The sequence below is a fragment of the Streptomyces sp. SudanB5_2050 genome, assembly GCF_964272335.1.
GTDB classification, from domain to species: Bacteria; Actinomycetota; Actinomycetes; order Streptomycetales; family Streptomycetaceae; genus Streptomyces; species Streptomyces rochei.
Genome location: NZ_OZ186760.1, coordinates 4,286,266 through 4,303,829, shown reverse-complemented (window position 1 = coordinate 4,303,829; position 17,564 = coordinate 4,286,266). Strand labels below are relative to the sequence as shown.

Here is a 17,564-nt window from a genome sequence, read left to right as displayed (position 1 = left end):
TCGCCGCCGCGGCCGGGTCCGGGGACGTGTGGAGCCCCGTTCGTCAGAGGTGAGCGAACGGGGCTCTCGTCCTGTCCGGGACCGCGTGCTCCCTCAGATGACGGGTGGCCGTCCCAGCCGCGTGAGCCGCCCCACCGTGCGCCAGCGCATCGGCCGCCGCTCCCCCGCCGGTCTGCGCACACCCTCCAGGAATCCGCCGAACCAGGCCCGCAGCCCGCCGAGCGAGCGGTTGCGCGCCAGCGTCAGCAGCACCCACACGCCCAGGTGGACGGGGATCAACGGCAGCGGCAGCCGGCGCCGGGCCAGCCAGACGCGGTTGCGGGCGTTGACCCGGAAGTAGACGGCGTGCCGGGCGGGCGAGGTCTTCGGGTGCTGGAGCAGCAGTTCGGGCGCGTAGAGGATGCGCCAGCCGGCGTCGGCCGCCCGCCAGGCCAGGTCGGTCTCCTCGTGGGCGAAGAAGAACTCCGCGGGCCAGTCGCCGACCTCGTCGAGCATCGCCGACCGCAGGGCGTGCCCGCCGCCGAGGAAGCCGGTGACGTACCCGCCCCGCAGGGGATCGGAGGCGCCGACCCGGGGGACGTGGCGTTGCTGGGTCTCGCCGTTCTCGTCGGCGATGCGGAAGCCGACGATGCCGAGCCGGTCGTCGGCCGCGAAGAGTTCACCGACGCGGCGCAGCACGTCGGTGTCCACGAGGAGGCCGTCGTCGTCCAGTTCCACCACCACATCGGTGTCGCCGAACTCCCGCAGCCGGGCGAGCGCCACGTTCCGGCCGCCGGGGCAGCCGAGGTTCTCGTCGGTCTCGACCGTGGTGACCTCGCCGGGCAGCGACAGCCGTTCGGCGAACTCGGGCAGCGGACAGCCGTTGCCGACGATCACGATGCGGGCGGGCGGCGCGTCCTGCCGGGCCACGGACGTCAGCAGGGCGTCGATCTCGGCGGGCCGGTTGCCCATGGTCACCACGGCGACCGCGATCCGCGGCACGGCACCGCCCGCGAGCCTCCCGGACCCCGCCGGGACGCCGGCCCCTTCCGCCGCGCTGTCGCCCATACCCTGCCCGTCCCTCCCGACCCGAGGCCCGACCCTGTGCCCGCGCGATGCTAGCCGTTCAGGTCCCGGACACCCGCGCTACGACGCACCGGCGCCCGGAGGAAGCGAACAAAAAGAACCGCAGATCAGAAACCTGACCTGCGGTTCATCGTGGAGCCGCCTTCGGGATTCGAACCCGAGACCTACGCATTACGAGTGCGTTGCTCTGGCCATCTGAGCTAAGGCGGCGTGCCGTGTGCACCATGGTGCGATCAGCGACGTCGGTAAGTCTACACAGTTTCCGGGGGTGCTTCGTACCGGCCCCACGGGCCCGGGTCCCGGGGCCGGTACGAGCGCTTCCGGGTGGTCAGGAGCAGCGTGTGCCGTCCTCGGGGGCCGTGCCCCGCAGCAGGTAGGTGTTGATCGCGGAGTCGATGCAGGCGCTGCCCCGGCCGTAGGCGGTGTGGCCGTCGCCCTCGTAGGTGAGGAGGCGGCCGGAGGAGAGCTGGCCGGCCAGGGCCTCGGCCCAGCGGTAGGGGGTGGCCGGGTCGCGGGTGGTGCCGACCACGACGATCGGGGTGGCCCCGGCGGCCTCGATGCGGTGCGGCTCGCCCGTGGGCTCCACCGGCCAGTAGGCGCAGTTCAGGGAGGACCAGGCCAGCCCCTCGCCGAAGACCGGGGACGCCTTCTCGAACTCGGGGAGCGCCTCGCGCACCTCGTCCGGGGTGGAGAAGGCGGCCGGGAGGTCGAGGCAGTTCACGGAGGCGTTGGCGAACATCAGGTTGCTGTAGACGCCGTCGGCCTCGCGCTCGTAGTAGCTGTCGGAGAGCACCAGCAGACCGGCGCCGTCCTTCTCCTTCATCGCCGAGGTCAGGGACTCGCGCAGCTGCTGCCAGGCGCCCTCGTCGTACATCGCGGCGATCACGCCGGTGGTGGCGAGGGATTCGGTGAGCCTGCGGCCGTCGGCGTCCCCGGTGGGGATCGGCTCGGCGTCCAGGTCGTCGAAGAACGCCTTGAGGTTCTTGCCGACCTGGTCGGGGGTGGTGTTCTTGTCGCCGAGGGGGCAGTCGGGCTGTTTCACGCAGTCCTTGGCGAAGGACTGGAAGGCCGTCTCGAAGCCGGCCGTCTGCTCCAGGTTCAGGCGGCGCGCGGGCAGGGAGGGGTCCATCGCGCCGTCCAGGACCAGGCGGCCCGCCCGGTCCGGGAACAGGCCGGCGTAGGTCGCCCCGAGGAACGTGCCGTACGAGGCGCCGACGTAGGTCAGCTTCTCGTCGCCGAGCACCGCCCGCAGGATGTCCATGTCCCGGGCCGCCTCGACGGTCGACACGTGCCGCAGCAGCTTCGGCGCGTCCGCCCCGCAGCCCTCGGCGAACTTCTGGTACGCCCCGACCAGCTCGTCCGTCTCGCCCTGGTCGTCCGGCGTGACGTCCGTCTGCGTGTACGCGTCCATCTCGCGGCCGTCGAGGCACTCGATGGGCTCACTGCGGGCGACACCCCGAGGGTCGACCGCCACCATGTCGTACCGGGCGCGGACCTCCTCCGGGTAGCCGATGCCCGCGTACTGCTGGAGGTAGCCGATCGCCGAGCCTCCCGGGCCGCCCGGGTTCACCAGCAGGGAGCCCAGCCGTTTGCCCGGGCCGGTGGCCTTCTTCCGGGCCACGGCGAGGCGGACGTCCCCCTCGGAGGGCTTCGCGTAGTCGAGCGGGGCCTTCATGGTGGCGCACTGGAAGCCCGGGACCCCGCAGTCGCGCCACTTCAGCTTCTGCTCGTAGTACGGCGTCAGCGCGGAAGGCGTGGCCTGCGGCAGCGCGGCCAGCGCGGTCCGCGCCGCCTTCGTCGCCCCCGCGGCCTCGGCCGCCGCCGGGCCGGCGGACGTCGACGCGCCACCGGCCGAGCAGGCGGTGGCGAGCAGCGCGGCGGCGAGCAGCGTGGCTCCGGTACGGGTCCTGCCGATGCGGGTCCTGCGGTGGGTGCGCCTAGTGTGCATTCAGCGAGCGTAACTCTCCGCGACCGCGTGGGCGCTCAGCGTGCTGGACGTGCCACGTACGAGTTACCTCGTCAACGGGCTCAGCCCGCTCGCAGCGCCATCGTCATGGCCTCCACCGCCAGCAGCGGCGGCACATTGCGGTCCAGGGCCTCGCCGCAGGCCGCGATCGCCTCGATGCGGCGGAGCGTGGCCTCCGGGGTGCCGGCTCGGGCGACGCGCTCCAGGGTGTCCTCGGCATCGGCGTTGGCGATCGCCACGCGGGAGCCGAGCTGGAGGGCGAGGACGTCGCGGTAGAAGGAGGTGAGGTCGCCGAGGGCGAGGTCGAGGCTGTCGCGCTGGGTGCGGGTGCGGCGGCGCTTCTGGTTGTCCTCCAGCTCCTTGACCACGCCCGCCGTGCCGCGTGGCAGCCGGCCGCCCTGGGCGGCGCCGAGGGCCGCCTTCAGCTCCTCGGTCTCCTTGGTGTCCATCTCCTCGGCGAGCTGCTTGGCGTCCGCTGCCGCGGCGTCCACCAGCTCCTGGGCCGCCTTGAGCGCGCCGCCGATGTCCTCGACCCGCAGCGGCAGCTTCAGCACGGCGGCCCGGCGCTCGCGGGCGGCGGGGTCGGTGGCCAGGCGCCGGGCGCGGTCGACGTGGCCCTGGGTGGCCCGGGCCGCCGCCGCGGCGACGGCCGGCTCGATGCCCTCCCGGCGTACGAGCATGTCGGCCACGGCTTCCACCGAGGGCGTGCGCAGATTGAGGTGGCGGCAGCGGGAGCGGATGGTGGGCAGCACGTCCTCGATGGACGGGGCGCACAGCAGCCACACCGTCCGGGGGGCGGGCTCCTCGACCGCCTTGAGGACGGCGTTGGCGGATTTCTCGTTCAGCCGCTCGGCGTCCTCGACGAGGATGATCTGCCAGCGGCCGTTCGCCGGTGAGGTGAAGGACTTGCGGACGGTGTCCCGCATGTCGCCGACGCGGATCTCCGCGCCCACGGCGGTCACCGTGCTGACGTCCGCGTGGGTGCCGACGAGGGCGGTGTGGCAACCGTCGCAGAAGCCGCAGCCGGGGGCCCCGCCGAGCGCCCGGTCCGGACTCACGCACTGGAGGGCGGCGGCGAAGGCCCGCGCGGTCTGCGTCACTCCGGAGCCGGGGGGCCCGGTGAACAGCCAGGCGTGCGTCATGCTCGACGCCTCGGGCAGCGGTCCGTCGGCCGCGGCGGCAGTGACGAAGGCGTCGGCGTCCCGGGCCGCGGCGGCGAGCTGCTCGCTCACCTTCTCCTGCCCGACGAGGTCGTCCCACACGGTCATGGGTCACGCCGTCCTTCCGTCACACTCCGCGGTCGTACCGCGCCGCACGCACGTCCCGCACGTCGCGGCGCGTCATCCATTGTGCGGGGCGGCACCGACAACGGGCGCCGGGCCGGACCGGACACCGTCGTCGGCCAGGCGCCGGACCGGACCGGACACCGTCGTCGGCCAGGCGCCGGACCGGACCGGACACCGTCGTCGGCGGGCGCCGGACCGGACCGGGCACCCTGTGGTCGGCGGGCGCCGGCCGGACCACGGCGGCTCAGCGCCGCCTTCGGCCGCTCCTGCCCCGGCGGCCCCCGTCGCCGTCCTGCCCGTCGTCCCCATCCGGCCCGCCCCGGCCGTCGTGGCCGCGGCCGCCCGCGTCGGGCTCGTCGCCCTCACGCGGGCCGAGCAGCTCGTCGGCCAGCGTCGGCAGGTCGTCCAGCGGGGTCTCCTCGGCCCAGTCGGAGCGCCGCCGGCGGGGCGGTGCCTGGTCCGGGTCGATCCGGGGCAGTTCCCGGGTGCGGTCCTGGGGCTCCGCGGACCGGTCGGAGCGGTCGGAGCGGGCGGCGGGCTCCTCCTTGCGGAAGTAGTCCGACGGCACCCGGTCGGCGGGGTCCTCCGCGCGCACGGGCGGCAGCACGGCCGTCTCGTCGGCGGCCCCGGGCGGGACGGGCGGCAGGACCGCCGTCTCGTCCTCGGCCGGCGGCTGCACCGCCGGGAGGACCGCCGTCTCGTCCGCCGCGCCGGCCGGGGCCGGCGGCCTGGGCAGCTCGGCCGTGATCTCGGACTCGGACTCCCCGCTGTCCCCGACCCCGGCGCCGGCACCGGCCTCGTCCCCGCCGGTGGTGCCCGGCCGGTCCTCCGTGTCCCGCACCGGGCGCAGTACCGCCGTGTCCTCCACCGGGCCACCGGACGCGTTCGTCGGGGTCACGATCGGGGTCGGGACGGTCGCCGCGTCCGAGGGGCGCGGTGCGGCCGGTGCCGGACGGGGCGCGTCCGCCGCGGCCGGCGCCGTAGGCTTCGGCCCGGTCGCCGCCGCTGCCGCCGCCTGCTCCGCCGCCCGGCGCGCCTCCTCCGCCCGCAGCAGGGCCTCCTCGGCCTTGCGCTGCTTCTCCAGGCGCCGGGCCTCGGCCTCGGCGCGCAGCCGCTCCTCCTCCTCGGCCTGCTTGCGCCGCCGCTCCTCCTCGGCCCGGCGACGCGCCTCCTCCTCGGCCCGCGCCTTCTCCTCGGCGAGGAGCCGGGCCCGCTCCTCCTCGGCCTTGCGGCGTGCTTCCTCGGCCCGCTGCCTGGCCTCCTCGGCCTGCCGCTCGGCCTCGCGCCGCTGGGCCTCCTCCAGCTCGCGCCGCTTGCGCTCCTCCTCCTCGGCGCGCAGCCGCTCCAACTGCTCGAGGCGCTCGCGCTCCAGGCGCTCCTCCTCGGCCTTGCGCGCGGCCTCCTCCTCGGCCCTGCGCCGCGCTTCCTCCTCGGCCTTGCGGCGCGCCTCCTCCCGGGCCTCGATCTCGGCCTCGGACAGCGGCAGCACCTGGTCGAGCCGGCGGCGTACGACGGTGGTGACGGCCTCGGGTTCCTGGCCGGCGTCCACGACGAGGTAGCGGCCGGGGTCGGCGGCGGCCAGCGCGAGGAACCCGGAGCGCACGCGCGCGTGGAACTCGGCGGGCTCCGACTCCAGACGGTCCGGCGCCTCGGTGAACCGCTCGCGCGCGGCCTCCGGCAGGACGTCCAGCAGGACGGTCAGGTGCGGCACCAGCCCGTTGGTCGCCCAGCGGTTGATACGGGCGATCTCGGTCGGCGACAGGTCGCGCCCGGCGCCCTGGTAGGCGACCGAGGAGTCGATGTAGCGGTCGGAGATGACCACGGCGCCGCGCTCCAGGGCGGGCCGGACCACGGTGTCGACGTGCTCCGCGCGGTCGGCCGCGTACAGCAGCGCCTCCGCGCGGTGCGACAGGCCCGCGCTCGACACGTCGAGCAGGATGGAGCGCAGGCGCTTGCCCACCGGGGTCGCCCCCGGCTCGCGGGTCAGCACGACCTCGTGCCCCTTGCCCCTGATCCACTCGGCGAGGGCCTCGGCCTGGGTGGACTTGCCGGCGCCGTCGCCGCCCTCCAGGGCGATGAAGAAGCCGTTCGCCGCGGGCGTCGGCACCGGGTCGTCGCCGCCGAGCAGCGCGTCCCTCAGGTCCTGCCGCAGCGGCACCCCGGAGCGGTCGTCGACCTTGGCCAGCACCAGCGCGGCCACCGGCAGCAGCAGCGCGCCGGCCAGCATCAGGGTGAAGGCGGCGCCGCCGTGCGCGAAGACGAACTTGCCGTTCTCCAGCCGGTGCGGCCCGATCGCCGCCGCGATCACCGGAGCGACGACCGCGCCGAGCGCCACGCACACCCGGACCACGGCGTGCAGATGCTCCGTGGTCCGCGCCCGGCGGCCGTCCTCGGTCTCGTGGTCGAGCAGCGTGTGCCCGGTGTTGGCGGCCACACCCGCGGCCACGCCGGTCAGCGTCAGGAGCAGCAGGACGGTGGTGTCGTCCGGGACGAGGCCGGCGGCCAGCAGGGCGAGGCCGGCGGAGGCGATCGCCAGCGCCAGCAGCCGCCTGCGTGACAGCGACGGCAGCAGCGCGGGGGCCGTGCGGATGCCGACGACGACGCCGCCGGTCAGCGCGCCGACCATCAGCCCGTACAGCACCGGGCCGCCGCCGAGGTCCTTGGCGTGCAGCACCGCCACGGCGACCGCGGCGGCCACCACCGCGGCGACCGCGGCGCAGGCGAGGACCAGCAGGGGCAGGGCGCCGGTGCGGCCCTTGTCGACGCCCGTGCCGCTCTTCGGGCGGCGCATGCCCTCCAGCGGCGACCGCGCGCGCGGGGTGCGCACCGACGGCAGCTCCAGGAAGGTCACCACGGACAGCGACGCGGCGAACAGCCCGGCCGCCACGTACGAGGCGAGCGCCGCCTGGTGCTCGGCGAACCAGTCCACGCCGGCGCCCAGCAGGTTGTTGAGCAGGCCCGCGATCACCAGGGCGGCGCCGGCGAGCGGGACCGCCACGAAGCCCGTGCGCAGCGACAGGCGGCGCAGCGTGTCCATGTGGTCCGGCAGCGGGCGTACCGTCGCGCCCTCCGGAGGCGGCGCGGGCAGCAGCGCGGGCGCCGCGCTCTCCCGGCACACCGTCCAGAAGCGCTCGGCGACCCCGGTGACGAAGACGGTCACCAGGAGGTAGGCGGGCGCGTCGTCCGGCGTCCAGTCGATCCACAGCGGCGCCACGATCAGCAGCGCCGTCCGCAGCCCGTCGGCGCCGACCATGGTCCAGCGCCGGTCGAGCGGACCGTCGGGTGAGGTGAGCGAGGTGAGGGGACCGAGCAGTACGGCGCCGAAGAGCAGCGTCGCGAGGATGCGCAGCCCGAAAACGGTCGCCACTGCGAACGCGACGCCCCGGTAACCGCCGCCGAAGGAGCCCGCGCCGATCGCGGCCTGCACCACGAGGAGGACCAGCACCAGGAGGGCGAGGATGTCGCCGACACCCCCCACGAGCTGTGCGCTCCACAACCGCCTCAACTGCGGACGGCGCAGCAGGGCGCGGACGGCGCGCTCGCGGGAGTCCGCGACGAGGGCGTCGTCCGGGGCGGGGTGAGGGGCCGTTGGCTGCTCGGCTCGCGTCATGCGTTCAGCCTATCGGTCGACGCGGACAGTCCGGAGTTCCCGGCCGAACGTACGCCCGCCCCGGCACCGAAGCGGTGCCGGGGCGGGCGCCCGGCGGACGACGGAAGCCGCCGCGCGGGACGTGCCGGGCGGGCTCAGTCCTCCGAACCCTTGGCGGCGGTCGCCTTCTTGGCGGCCGTCTTGGTGGCCGTCTTCTTCGCCGCGGTCTTGGCCGTGGTCTTCTTCGCGGCCGTCGTCTTGGCCGCCGCCGTCTTCTTGGCGGCGGTCTTCTTGGCGGGAGCCTTCTTGGCGGCCGTCTTCTTCGTGGCCTTCTTCGCCGTCTTCTTGGCGGGGCCCTTGGCCCGCTTCTCGGCGAGCAGCTCGTAGCCGCGCTCCGGCGTGATCTCCTCGACGCTGTCGCCGGAGCGCAGGGTCGCGTTGGTCTCGCCGTCGGTGACGTACGGTCCGAAGCGGCCGTCCTTGACCACGACGGGCTTCTCGCTGACCGGGTCGGTGCCCAGCTCCTTCAGCGGCGGCTTGGCCGCGGCCCGACCACGCTGCTTGGGCTGGGCGTAGATCGCCAGCGCCTCCTCCAGCGTGATCGTGAAGAGCTGCTCCTCGGAGGTGAGGGACCGCGAGTCCGTGCCCTTCTTCAGGTACGGGCCGTAGCGGCCGTTCTGGGCGGTGATCTCGACGCCCTCGGCGTCGGTGCCGACGACGCGCGGCAGCGACATGAGCTTCAGGGCGTCGTCGAGGGTCACCGTGTCCAGGGACATCGACTTGAACAGCGAGGCGGTGCGCGGCTTCACGGCGTTCTTGCCGGTCTTCGGGGTGCCCTCGGGCAGCACCTCGGTGACGTACGGGCCGTAGCGGCCGTCCTTGGCGACGATGGCGTGGCCGGTGGCCGGGTCGGTGCCCAGCTCGAAGTCGCCGCTCGGCTTGGCGAGCAGTTCCTCCGCCAGCTCGACGGACAGCTCGTCGGGCGCCAGGTCCTCGGGGACGTCGGCGCGCTGGTGGTTCTCGGCGTCCTTCTCGCCGCGCTCGACGTACGGGCCGTAGCGGCCGACGCGCAGCACGATGTCGTTGCCGACGGGGAAGGAGGACACCTCGCGGGCGTCGATCGCGCCGAGGTCGGTCACCAGTTCCTTGAGGCCGCCGAGGTGGTCCCCGTCGCCGTTGCCGGCGTCGGCGGCGCCGCCGGTGCCGGTGCCTTCACCGAAGTAGAACCGCTTCAGCCACGGCACGGCCTGCGCCTCGCCCCGCGCGATGCGGTCGAGGTCGTCCTCCATCTTGGCGGTGAAGTCGTAGTCGACGAGCCGCCCGAAGTGCTTCTCCAGGAGGTTGACCACGGCGAAGGAGAGGAAGGACGGGACGAGCGCCGTGCCCTTCTTGAAGACGTAGCCGCGGTCCAGGATGGTGCCGATGATCGACGCGTACGTCGACGGACGGCCGATCTCGCGCTCTTCCAGCTCCTTGACCAGCGACGCCTCGGTGTAGCGGGCCGGGGGCTTGGTGGCGTGGCCGTCGACCGTGATCTCCTCGGCCGTCAGCGCGTCGCCCTCGGCGACCTGCGGCAGCCGGCGCTCGCGGTCGTCCAGCTCGGCGTTCGGGTCGTCGGCGCCCTCGACGTACGCCTTGAGGAAGCCGTGGAAGGTGATGGTCTTGCCGGAGGCGCTGAACTCGACGTCCCGGCCGTCGGAGGCGGCGCCGCCGATCTTCACGGTGACGCTGTTGCCGGTCGCGTCCTTCATCTGGGAGGCAACGGTCCGCTTCCAGATCAGCTCGTACAGCTTGAACTGGTCGCCGGTCAGACCGGTCTCGGCGGGCGTGCGGAAGCGGTCGCCGGAGGGGCGGATCGCCTCGTGCGCCTCCTGCGCGTTCTTGACCTTGCCGGCGTACGTCCGCGGCTGGGCGGGCAGGTAGTCGGCGCCGTACAGCTGCGTGACCTGGGCGCGGGCGGCGGCGACCGCCGTGTCGCTCAGCGTCGTCGAGTCCGTACGCATGTAGGTGATGTAGCCGTTCTCGTACAGCTTCTGGGCGATCTGCATGGTCGCCTTGGCGCCGAAGCCGAGCTTGCGGCTCGCCTCCTGCTGCAGCGTCGTCGTACGGAACGGGGCGTACGGCGAGCGGCGGTACGGCTTGGACTCGACGGAGCGGACCGCGAAGCGCGTGTCCTCCAGGGCGGCGGCGAGCGCGCGGGCGTTCGCCTCGTCGAGGTGGAGGGTGTTCGCGCTCTTCAGCTGGCCCAGGGAGTCGAAGTCGCGGCCCTGCGCGACCCGGCGCCCGTCGACCGTCTGGAGGCGGGCGACCAGCGAGGACGGGTCGGAGGCGTCGCCCGCGCGGCCGGTGGCGAAGGTGCCGGTGAGGTCCCAGTACTCGGCGGAGCGGAACGCCATGCGCTCGCGCTCCCGCTCGACCACCAGGCGCGTCGCGACGGACTGGACGCGGCCGGCCGACAGGCGCGGCATGACCTTCTTCCACAGGACCGGCGAGACCTCGTAGCCGTAGAGGCGGTCGAGGATGCGGCGGGTCTCCTGGGCGTCGACGAGCTTCTGGTTGAGCTGGCGCGGGTTGGCGACGGCGGCCCGGATCGCGTCCTTGGTGATCTCGTGGAACACCATGCGCTTGACCGGGATCTTCGGCTTGAGGACTTCCTGGAGGTGCCACGCGATGGCCTCGCCCTCGCGGTCCTCATCGGTGGCGAGGAAGAGTTCGTCGGAGTCCTTCAGCAGGTCCTTGAGCTTCTTGACCTGGGCCTTCTTGTCGGCATTGACCACATAGATCGGCTGGAAGTCGTGTTCGACGTCCACACCGAGGCGACGGACCTCGCCGGTGTACTTCTCCGGCACCTCCGCCGCGCCGCTGGGAAGGTCGCGGATGTGCCCGACGCTCGCCTCGACGACGTAACCAGGGCCGAGATAGCCCTTGATCGTCTTCGCCTTGGCAGGCGACTCGACGATGACGAGTCGGCGGCCGCCGTTCGCGGTCTCGCTGGTCGGGGACAACTTCGCTCTTCTCTCCGGTCGACGCTGGGGCCTCCCCAGGCAGTGCTCCCGGGGTCGGGTCGTGCTGCGTTTCGGTCGTGACGCTGCGGAGTGTGACGGTACCTCCCGCCCCCGTGTCAAACGGGAAAAGCCCGCAACGGCCACTCGAACGGTAACCCGACGAACCCCGTTCCTGCCGCCCGGAGTGCTGACCGGCCCTGACGCGCGTATCCGGAGCGCGACCCCCCGGTTACCCGCGCGGGGGTGCGGCCGGGGTCCGGAACCGGCCCCTCACACGCGGGTCAGGCACCATGCCCCGAGGGCGAGCGCGACGACTCCGGCGAGGCTCGCGACGGCCGCCGATGCGACGGGGCTCACACCGAGCGCGACGGGCCGGCTGTGCCGCACCCGTGTCGCGGTCCACACCAGCAGACCGGCCCCGAACAGGGCGAACACCATTCCCGCGAAGATCGCCGGCCCGCTCTCCATGGTCCCCGTGCCCCTTTTCTCCAGCCCGCGCGTGTCCAGCCTCGGGGAGGCTGTCACGCACGGGCGGCGGGCAGGCGAACCCGAGGTGAACGCGGGGCCGACGAGTGAGGCGGCTCGCCGTCCGTGGCTCGTTTCCCCCGCCCGCCCCTCGGGAGGACGGGAGGGGGCCGCCCGGCCGTCGGCTACGCCGGTTCGATGAAGCCCTGCTCCACCAGCAGCCGGATCTGAGCGGGCGTGCGGTCGCGCAGCGCCACCGGGTCCTCGCCCACCAGCTGGGCGATGGCGTCCAGGATGCGGCCCGCGCTCATGGTGCCGTCGCAGACGCCCGCGAAGCCGGCGCCGACCGTGTCGACGCGGGTGGCGCGGCGCATGCCGCGGTTCTGGCGCAGCACCACGTGCTCGGGGTCCTCGGCGCCGGGCAGGCCGACCTGCTCCTGGACGACCTCGCCGGCCAGCGTGAAACTCGCCTCCAGGAGGGCCGCGTCGTCGTGGGCGCGCAGGTAGTCGACGCGGTCGAAGTGCGCGCGGACCGTCTCGCCCAGCGGCTGCTCGACGGGGTGCGGCCACTCCTCGACGGTGATCGAGGGCTCCGCGGCCGCGGTGCGGCGCAGGGTGATCCAGCCGAAGCCGACGGCCTTGACCTTGCGCGCCTCGAACTCGTCCAGCCACGCGTCGTACCGCGCCTGGTACTCGGCCGGGTCGGCGCGGTGGTCACCGGCGTCCCTGAGCCACAGCTCGGCGTACTGCGTGACGTCCTGCACCTCGCGCTGCACGATCCAGGCGTCGCAGCCGCGCGGCACCCAGGAGCGCAGCCGGTCGGTCCACTCCTCCCCCTCGACGTGCTGCCAGTTGGCGAGGAAGTGCGCGAACCCGCCCTCGTTCAGCCGCTCCCCCGTCTCCTGAACGAGCGACCGGCACAGATCGTCCCCGCTCATGCCTCCGTCGCGGTAGGTGAGCCGGGCGCCGGGGGAGATCACGAAGGGCGGGTTGGAGACGATCAGGTCGTACGTCTCGTCCTCGCGCACCGGCTCGTACAGGGAGCCCTCGCGCAGGTCGGCGGCCTGGGCTCCGGAGAGGGCGAGGGTGAGCGCGGTGATGTGCAGCGCGCGCGGGTTCACGTCCGTCGCCGTCACGCGGGTGGCGTGGCGGGAGGCGTGCAGGGCCTGGATGCCGGAGCCGGTGCCGAGGTCCAGGGCGGCGGAGACGGGCGTGCGGACGGTGAGGCCGGCCAGCGTCATGGAGGCGCCGCCGACGCCGAGGACGACGCCCTCGGCGTGGTTGCCGATGCCGCCGGCGCCGCCCACCGCGCAGCCGAGGTCGGAGACGATGAACCAGTCCTCGCCGCCGGGCCCCCCGTACGGCCGTACGTCCACGGTGGCGGCCACCTGGTCGTCGCCCGCGCGCACCAGCCAGCCGCTCTCCAGCAGGGCGTCGACGGGCAGGACGTCCGCCACGCGCGCGCGGGGCACGGGCTGCTGGAGCAGGAAGAGCCTGACGAGCCGTTCGAGCGGCGTGTCGCCGCGGGTGGCCCGCAGCGCGGGCACGGTCTCGCTGCGCGACAGCGCCGCGTAGGCGGGGGCGCCGAGCAGCTCCAGCAGTCCGTCGGCGGTGAAGGACGCGCCGAGCAGGGCGTCCCGCAGCCGTGCGGTGACGTCGGGGCGGTCGGCGGAGGGCAGGGGGGACAGGCCGGTGTTACTCACACCACCATTGTGGCCCGCGCCCCGCCCCACGCCTGCGCAGCGGACGTCAGCCGTTGGTCGCCGACGGCGTCACCGAGGCGGACTTGCAGCTGGCCTGCTTGGCCATCGCCTGGCCGACCTCGCCCTCCTCCAGCGTCTTCAGCGCGTCGCTGCCGCTCTTGCTGAGCTTGTTCAGCTCGGTGGCGATGTCCTTGAGGCCGTCGGCGAACTTCGCCTGGTCCTTGGTGTCCAGGGCCTCGACCTGCTTCTTCAGGGAGGCGTACGACGAGGCGAGGCCGTTGAGCTCGGTGACGGCGTCCTTCTGCTTCTTCTCACCGTCCTCGACGTCCGGGGCCCCGGCCTTCTGGACGGCGCTGCCCATGGCCTTGTAGGCGTCGGACATGTCCTGGAACGCCTGCGCGTCGGTCTTCTGGACCTCGGCGGGCGTGCTGTTGTCCGACGTCTCCTTCTGGATCGCGGCGTTGGCGGACTCGATCTTCGTGGCCTGCGGCTTCACCGCGTCGCAGACCTCCTTCGCCCAGCCGTCCAGCTTCTCGTTGTCGTCGCTGCTGCTGCATCCCGTCAGCGCCAGTACCAGTACCGCACCGCCGGACAGTGCGGCCGCGAGCTTCTTGTTCACCGGATTGGTCCCTTCCATGGCTCTCGGCCCCGGAACATACACGCCGGATGGAGGACACCCGCAGGACGAACATCCGTTATGAACGTATTGAAGCCATTTGCACCAAGAGAGAGAAGGCTCACGGTGAGCGATGCGCGGCCGCGCGGGACGGGGCGGACGAGGCGTCAACACGCGCCGTCCGCCCGCCCTTTGAGCTGCGGTTCCGCGGTGATCCGACGGCCGGGGCTACGAAACCACCGCCGGATCGGCCGACTTGGGATCGCGATCGGCGTCGTCCTCGTCACCCATGGCGATGCCGCGCCGTTTGGAGACGTAGACGGCGCCCGCGATGACGAGGAACGCGACGACGGCGATCAGCACCCGCACGACGATGCTCTCGTCGGCGCCGTAGGAGAACTTGATGACCGCGGGCGCGATGAGCAGCGCCACCAGGTTCATCACCTTCAGCAGCGGGTTGATCGCCGGGCCGGCGGTGTCCTTGAACGGGTCGCCGACCGTGTCGCCGATGACGGTGGCGGCGTGCGCCTCGCTGCCCTTGCCGCCGTGGTGGCCGTCCTCGACGAGCTTCTTGGCGTTGTCCCAGGCGCCACCGGAGTTGGCGAGGAAGACCGCCATCAGGGTGCCCGCGCCGATCGCGCCGGCCAGGAACGCGCCGAGCGCGCCCACGCCGAGCGTGAACCCGATGAAGATGGGTGCCATCACGGCGAGCAGTCCGGGCGTGGCGAGTTCCCGCAGGGCGTCCCGGGTGCAAATGTCGACGACCTTGCCGTACTCGGGTTTCTCGCTGTGGTCCATGATCCCGGGCCTCTCCCGGAACTGCCGCCGCACCTCGAAGACGACCGCGCCCGCCGACCGCGACACCGCGTTGATCGCCAGCCCCGAGAAGAGGAAGACGACCGCCGCGCCCGCGATGAGCCCGACGAGGTTGTTGGGCTGCGAGATGTCCATCATCAGACTCATCGGCGCGCCCTCGCCGCTGAGTTTCTCGCCCACGTCCGCGGCGCCGGTGGTGATGGCGTCGCGGTACGACCCGAAGAGGGCCGCCGCCGCGAGGACGGCCGTGGCGATGGCGATGCCCTTGGTGATGGCCTTGGTGGTGTTGCCGACCGCGTCCAGGTCGGTGAGGACCTGGGCGCCGGCGCCCTCGACGTCACCGGACATCTCGGCGATGCCCTGCGCGTTGTCGGAGACCGGCCCGAAGGTGTCCATCGCGACGATGACACCGACGGTGGTGAGCAGACCGGTACCGGCCAGCGCCACCGCGAAGAGCGCCAGCATGATGGACGTGCCGCCGAGCAGGAACGCCCCGTAGACGCCGAGGCCGATCAGCAGGGCGGTGTAGACGGCGGACTCGAGCCCGATCGAGATGCCGGCGAGGACGACGGTCGCGGGGCCCGTCAGCGAGGTCTTGCCGATGTCCCTGACGGGGCGTCGGGTGGTCTCGGTGAAGTAGCCGGTGAGCTGCTGGATCAGGGCCGCGAGCACGATGCCGACGGCCACCGCGACGAGCGCCAGGACGCGCGGGTCGCCGTCCCGGCCCGCGATCGCCGCGTCGGTGACGCCGTCCAGCTCCGAGTACTTCCCGGGCAGGTAGACGAAGACGGCCACCGCCACCAGCACCAGCGAGATCACGGCGGAGACGAAGAATCCCCGGTTGATCGCGCTCATGCCGCTGCGGTCGGACCGCCGGGGTGCCACCGCGAAGATGCCGATCATGGCGGTGATCACGCCGATCGCCGGCACCAGCAGCGGGAAGGCCAGGCCGGAGTCGCCGAAGGCCACCTTGCCGAGGATCAGCGCGGCGACCAGGGTCACGGCGTACGACTCGAAGAGGTCGGCCGCCATGCCCGCGCAGTCGCCGACGTTGTCGCCCACGTTGTCGGCGATGGTCGCGGCGTTGCGCGGGTCGTCCTCCGGGATGCCCTGCTCGACCTTGCCGACGAGGTCGGCGCCGACGTCGGCGGCCTTGGTGAAGATGCCGCCGCCGACCCGCATGAACATCGCGATCAGCGCGGCGCCGAGACCGAAGCCCTCCAGGACCTTCGGCGCGTCGGCCGCGTAGACCAGCACCACGCAGCAGGCGCCCAGCAGGCCGAGCCCCACCGTGAACATGCCGACCACGCCGCCCGTACGGAAAGCGATCTTCGTCGCCTTGTGCGAGACGTCGGTGAGATCCTTTTCCGGTTCACCCGGTGCCGGTGTCGCCTCCCGCGCCGCCGCGGCGACGCGCACATTGCTGCGCACCGCGAGCCACATGCCGATATAGCCGGTGGCCGCCGAGAACGCCGCGCCGATCAGGAAGAAGATCGATCGCCCGGCACGTTGATTCCAGTCGTCCGCGGGCAGCAGCATGAGAAGGAAGAACACGACGGCGGCGAATACGCCGAGCGTGCGCAACTGCCTGGCCAGATAGGCGTTGGCGCCTTCCTGGACGGCCGCCGCGATCTTCTTCATGCTGTCGGTTCCCTCGCCCGCCGCGAGCACCTGGCGCACCAGGATGCCCGCGAGCACCAGCGCGGCCAGTGCCACGACCGCGATGACCGCGACCAGGACGCGGTTTCCGTCGGTCAGCACGGCGGCCGCGAGGGGGAAGGGATCGCCCGACCGAAGAGGGGTGGAAAGCTCCGCCATTCGTCCTCCTTGACGCTTGGGCTGAGCTCAAGATGTGGACGGGATTGTAGGTACCGGAACCCGATCAAAACAGTGCACGACAAATAGAATTACCGTGTCAACCACACGGAGGCCGGAAGTAGTAATGCCCCTCCGGCATTATTGCGAGATCCGTCCCGTGATCCGTTCGCGACCGATTCCGGTGATCCATTTCGTGATCCATTCCGGTGATCCGATTCACGACCGTTTTCACGGCGTTGATCGTGAATGAATTCACGTGGATCCCGCACGGAACCAATCTATGCGCGCACACGACGAAGGGCCCCACCGGGTGGGGCCCTTCGGGTGAAACGGGGTGGGTCAGACCTGCGGCAGTACCGCCGGGGCCGTCGGCCAGGTCATGCGGATGAGTCCGCCGTCCTCGCCGGCCGTGACCTCCACGTCGTCGACGAGTCCGCTGATGACCGCGAGGCCCATCTCGTCCTCCTCGGCCTCCGCGTCGTCGACGGCGCTCCCCGGGGCCCCGGCCCCGGAAGGCGCGTGCGGCGCCTCGTCGCCGACCTCGATGGAGAACTGCTTCTCCTCCTCGATCAGCGACACCTTGACGGGCGCCGTGATGCCGACGTGCTGGTGCAGGCCCACAGCCCGGGTGCACGCCTCACCGACGGCCAGCCTGACCTCGTCGAGGACGGCCTCGTCCACTCCGGCCCTGCGTGCCACCGCGGCCGCCACCAGACGGGCGGTGCGGACATGCTCGGGCAGCGCGCTGAAGCGGAGTTCGACGGTGGCCATGCATCCCCCTTTGAACTACGGGCGTGCTGTCGGGGGTCCGGGCCGCCGACAGCCCGGACCTCCGTCGTTCTCTACTGCCGCCCCGGGCCCGAAGGCCCGGGACCGGTCGTCAGTCGGTGGCCGCCACCGCTTCCTCGACCGAGGTGTGAATGGGGAACACCTTGGTGAGGCCGGTGATACGGAAGATCTTGAGAATGCGCTCCTGGTTGCAGACCAGGCGCAGCGAGCCCTCGTGGGCACGCACACGCTTCAGGCCGCCGACCAGCACGCCGAGCCCGGTGGAGTCGAGGAAGTCCACGCCCTCCATGTCGACGACGAGGTGGAAACTCCCGTCGTTCACGAGCTCGACCAGCTGCTCACGCAGCTTGGGCGCGGTGTATACGTCAATTTCGCCACCGACCTCGACGACCGTACGATCGCCGACGGTACGGGTCGACAGGGACAGGTCCACGGATCCTCCAGCA

The 17,564-nt window shown here is 72.7% G+C and carries 11 protein-coding genes and 1 tRNA gene; all 12 read right to left on the bottom strand.

Features of this window, described 5'->3' with window-relative positions; genetic code table 11:
* Positions 1 to 93: 93 nt before the first annotated feature.
* Positions 94 to 1,047 carry a glycosyltransferase family 2 protein gene (locus ACFZP7_RS19160; protein WP_267486485.1) on the bottom strand — a complete coding sequence of 318 codons (954 nt, stop codon included), beginning with the start codon at positions 1,045 to 1,047 and terminating at the stop codon, positions 94 to 96.
* Between the two features lie 151 nt (positions 1,048 to 1,198).
* Positions 1,199 to 1,275: transfer RNA gene (locus ACFZP7_RS19155), tRNA-Thr, on the bottom strand.
* A gap of 118 nt (positions 1,276 to 1,393) precedes the next feature.
* Positions 1,394 to 3,013, bottom strand: coding sequence for an alpha/beta hydrolase (locus tag ACFZP7_RS19150; protein WP_385634939.1), 1,620 nt, complete (start codon positions 3,011 to 3,013; stop codon positions 1,394 to 1,396).
* Positions 3,014 to 3,093: 80 nt separating this feature from the next.
* The gene (locus ACFZP7_RS19145) at positions 3,094 to 4,299 is read right to left on the bottom strand and encodes a DNA polymerase III subunit delta' (protein ID WP_031019097.1); all 1,206 of its coding nucleotides are present in this window, start codon (positions 4,297 to 4,299) and stop codon (positions 3,094 to 3,096) included.
* A gap of 262 nt (positions 4,300 to 4,561) precedes the next feature.
* The gene (tmk, locus tag ACFZP7_RS19140) at positions 4,562 to 7,927 is read right to left on the bottom strand and encodes a dTMP kinase (RefSeq protein WP_385634938.1); all 3,366 of its coding nucleotides are present in this window, start codon (positions 7,925 to 7,927) and stop codon (positions 4,562 to 4,564) included.
* Positions 7,928 to 8,061: 134 nt separating this feature from the next.
* Positions 8,062 to 10,911 carry a type I DNA topoisomerase gene (gene topA, locus ACFZP7_RS19135; RefSeq protein ID WP_019329839.1) on the bottom strand — a complete coding sequence of 950 codons (2,850 nt, stop codon included), beginning with the start codon at positions 10,909 to 10,911 and terminating at the stop codon, positions 8,062 to 8,064.
* A 270-nt stretch (positions 10,912 to 11,181) separates the two neighbouring features.
* A complete protein-coding gene (locus ACFZP7_RS19130) occupies positions 11,182 to 11,379 on the bottom strand; it encodes a hypothetical protein (protein WP_385634936.1) in 198 nt (65 codons plus the stop codon).
* A 182-nt stretch (positions 11,380 to 11,561) separates the two neighbouring features.
* The gene (locus ACFZP7_RS19125; protein WP_019329837.1) at positions 11,562 to 13,079 is read right to left on the bottom strand and encodes a methyltransferase; all 1,518 of its coding nucleotides are present in this window, start codon (positions 13,077 to 13,079) and stop codon (positions 11,562 to 11,564) included.
* A 46-nt stretch (positions 13,080 to 13,125) separates the two neighbouring features.
* Positions 13,126 to 13,716, bottom strand: a complete 591-nt coding sequence (locus ACFZP7_RS19120; protein ID WP_029394322.1) for a hypothetical protein — start codon at positions 13,714 to 13,716, stop codon at positions 13,126 to 13,128.
* A 207-nt stretch (positions 13,717 to 13,923) separates the two neighbouring features.
* Entirely contained in the window at positions 13,924 to 16,329 is a 2,406-nt protein-coding gene (locus ACFZP7_RS19115) for a sodium-translocating pyrophosphatase (protein ID WP_385634934.1), read from the bottom strand.
* A 339-nt stretch (positions 16,330 to 16,668) separates the two neighbouring features.
* Positions 16,669 to 17,100 (bottom strand): ATP-binding protein, encoded by a 432-nt coding sequence (locus ACFZP7_RS19110; protein ID WP_019329834.1) that lies wholly within the window; start codon positions 17,098 to 17,100, stop codon positions 16,669 to 16,671.
* A 109-nt stretch (positions 17,101 to 17,209) separates the two neighbouring features.
* On the bottom strand, positions 17,210 to 17,551 hold the full coding sequence (bldG, locus tag ACFZP7_RS19105; protein WP_003975386.1) for an anti-sigma factor antagonist BldG: 342 nt from the start codon (positions 17,549 to 17,551) through the stop codon (positions 17,210 to 17,212).
* Positions 17,552 to 17,564 lie beyond the last annotated feature (13 nt).

What these genes read in the sequence shown, in the direction of transcription:
- tmk (WP_385634938.1), bottom strand. Translation starts at nt 7,927, where the DNA reads ATGACGCGAGCCGAGCAGCCAACGGCCCCTCACCCCGCCCCGGACGAC.
- ACFZP7_RS19110 (WP_019329834.1), bottom strand. Translation starts at nt 17,100, where the DNA reads ATGGCCACCGTCGAACTCCGCTTCAGCGCGCTGCCCGAGCATGTCCGC.
- ACFZP7_RS19145 (WP_031019097.1), bottom strand. Translation starts at nt 4,299, where the DNA reads ATGACCGTGTGGGACGACCTCGTCGGGCAGGAGAAGGTGAGCGAGCAG.
- ACFZP7_RS19150 (WP_385634939.1), bottom strand. Translation starts at nt 3,013, where the DNA reads ATGCACACTAGGCGCACCCACCGCAGGACCCGCATCGGCAGGACCCGT.
- ACFZP7_RS19160 (WP_267486485.1), bottom strand. Translation starts at nt 1,047, where the DNA reads ATGGGCGACAGCGCGGCGGAAGGGGCCGGCGTCCCGGCGGGGTCCGGG.
- ACFZP7_RS19130 (WP_385634936.1), bottom strand. Translation starts at nt 11,379, where the DNA reads ATGGAGAGCGGGCCGGCGATCTTCGCGGGAATGGTGTTCGCCCTGTTC.
- ACFZP7_RS19115 (WP_385634934.1), bottom strand. Translation starts at nt 16,329, where the DNA reads ATGGCGGAGCTTTCCACCCCTCTTCGGTCGGGCGATCCCTTCCCCCTC.
- ACFZP7_RS19120 (WP_029394322.1), bottom strand. Translation starts at nt 13,716, where the DNA reads ATGGAAGGGACCAATCCGGTGAACAAGAAGCTCGCGGCCGCACTGTCC.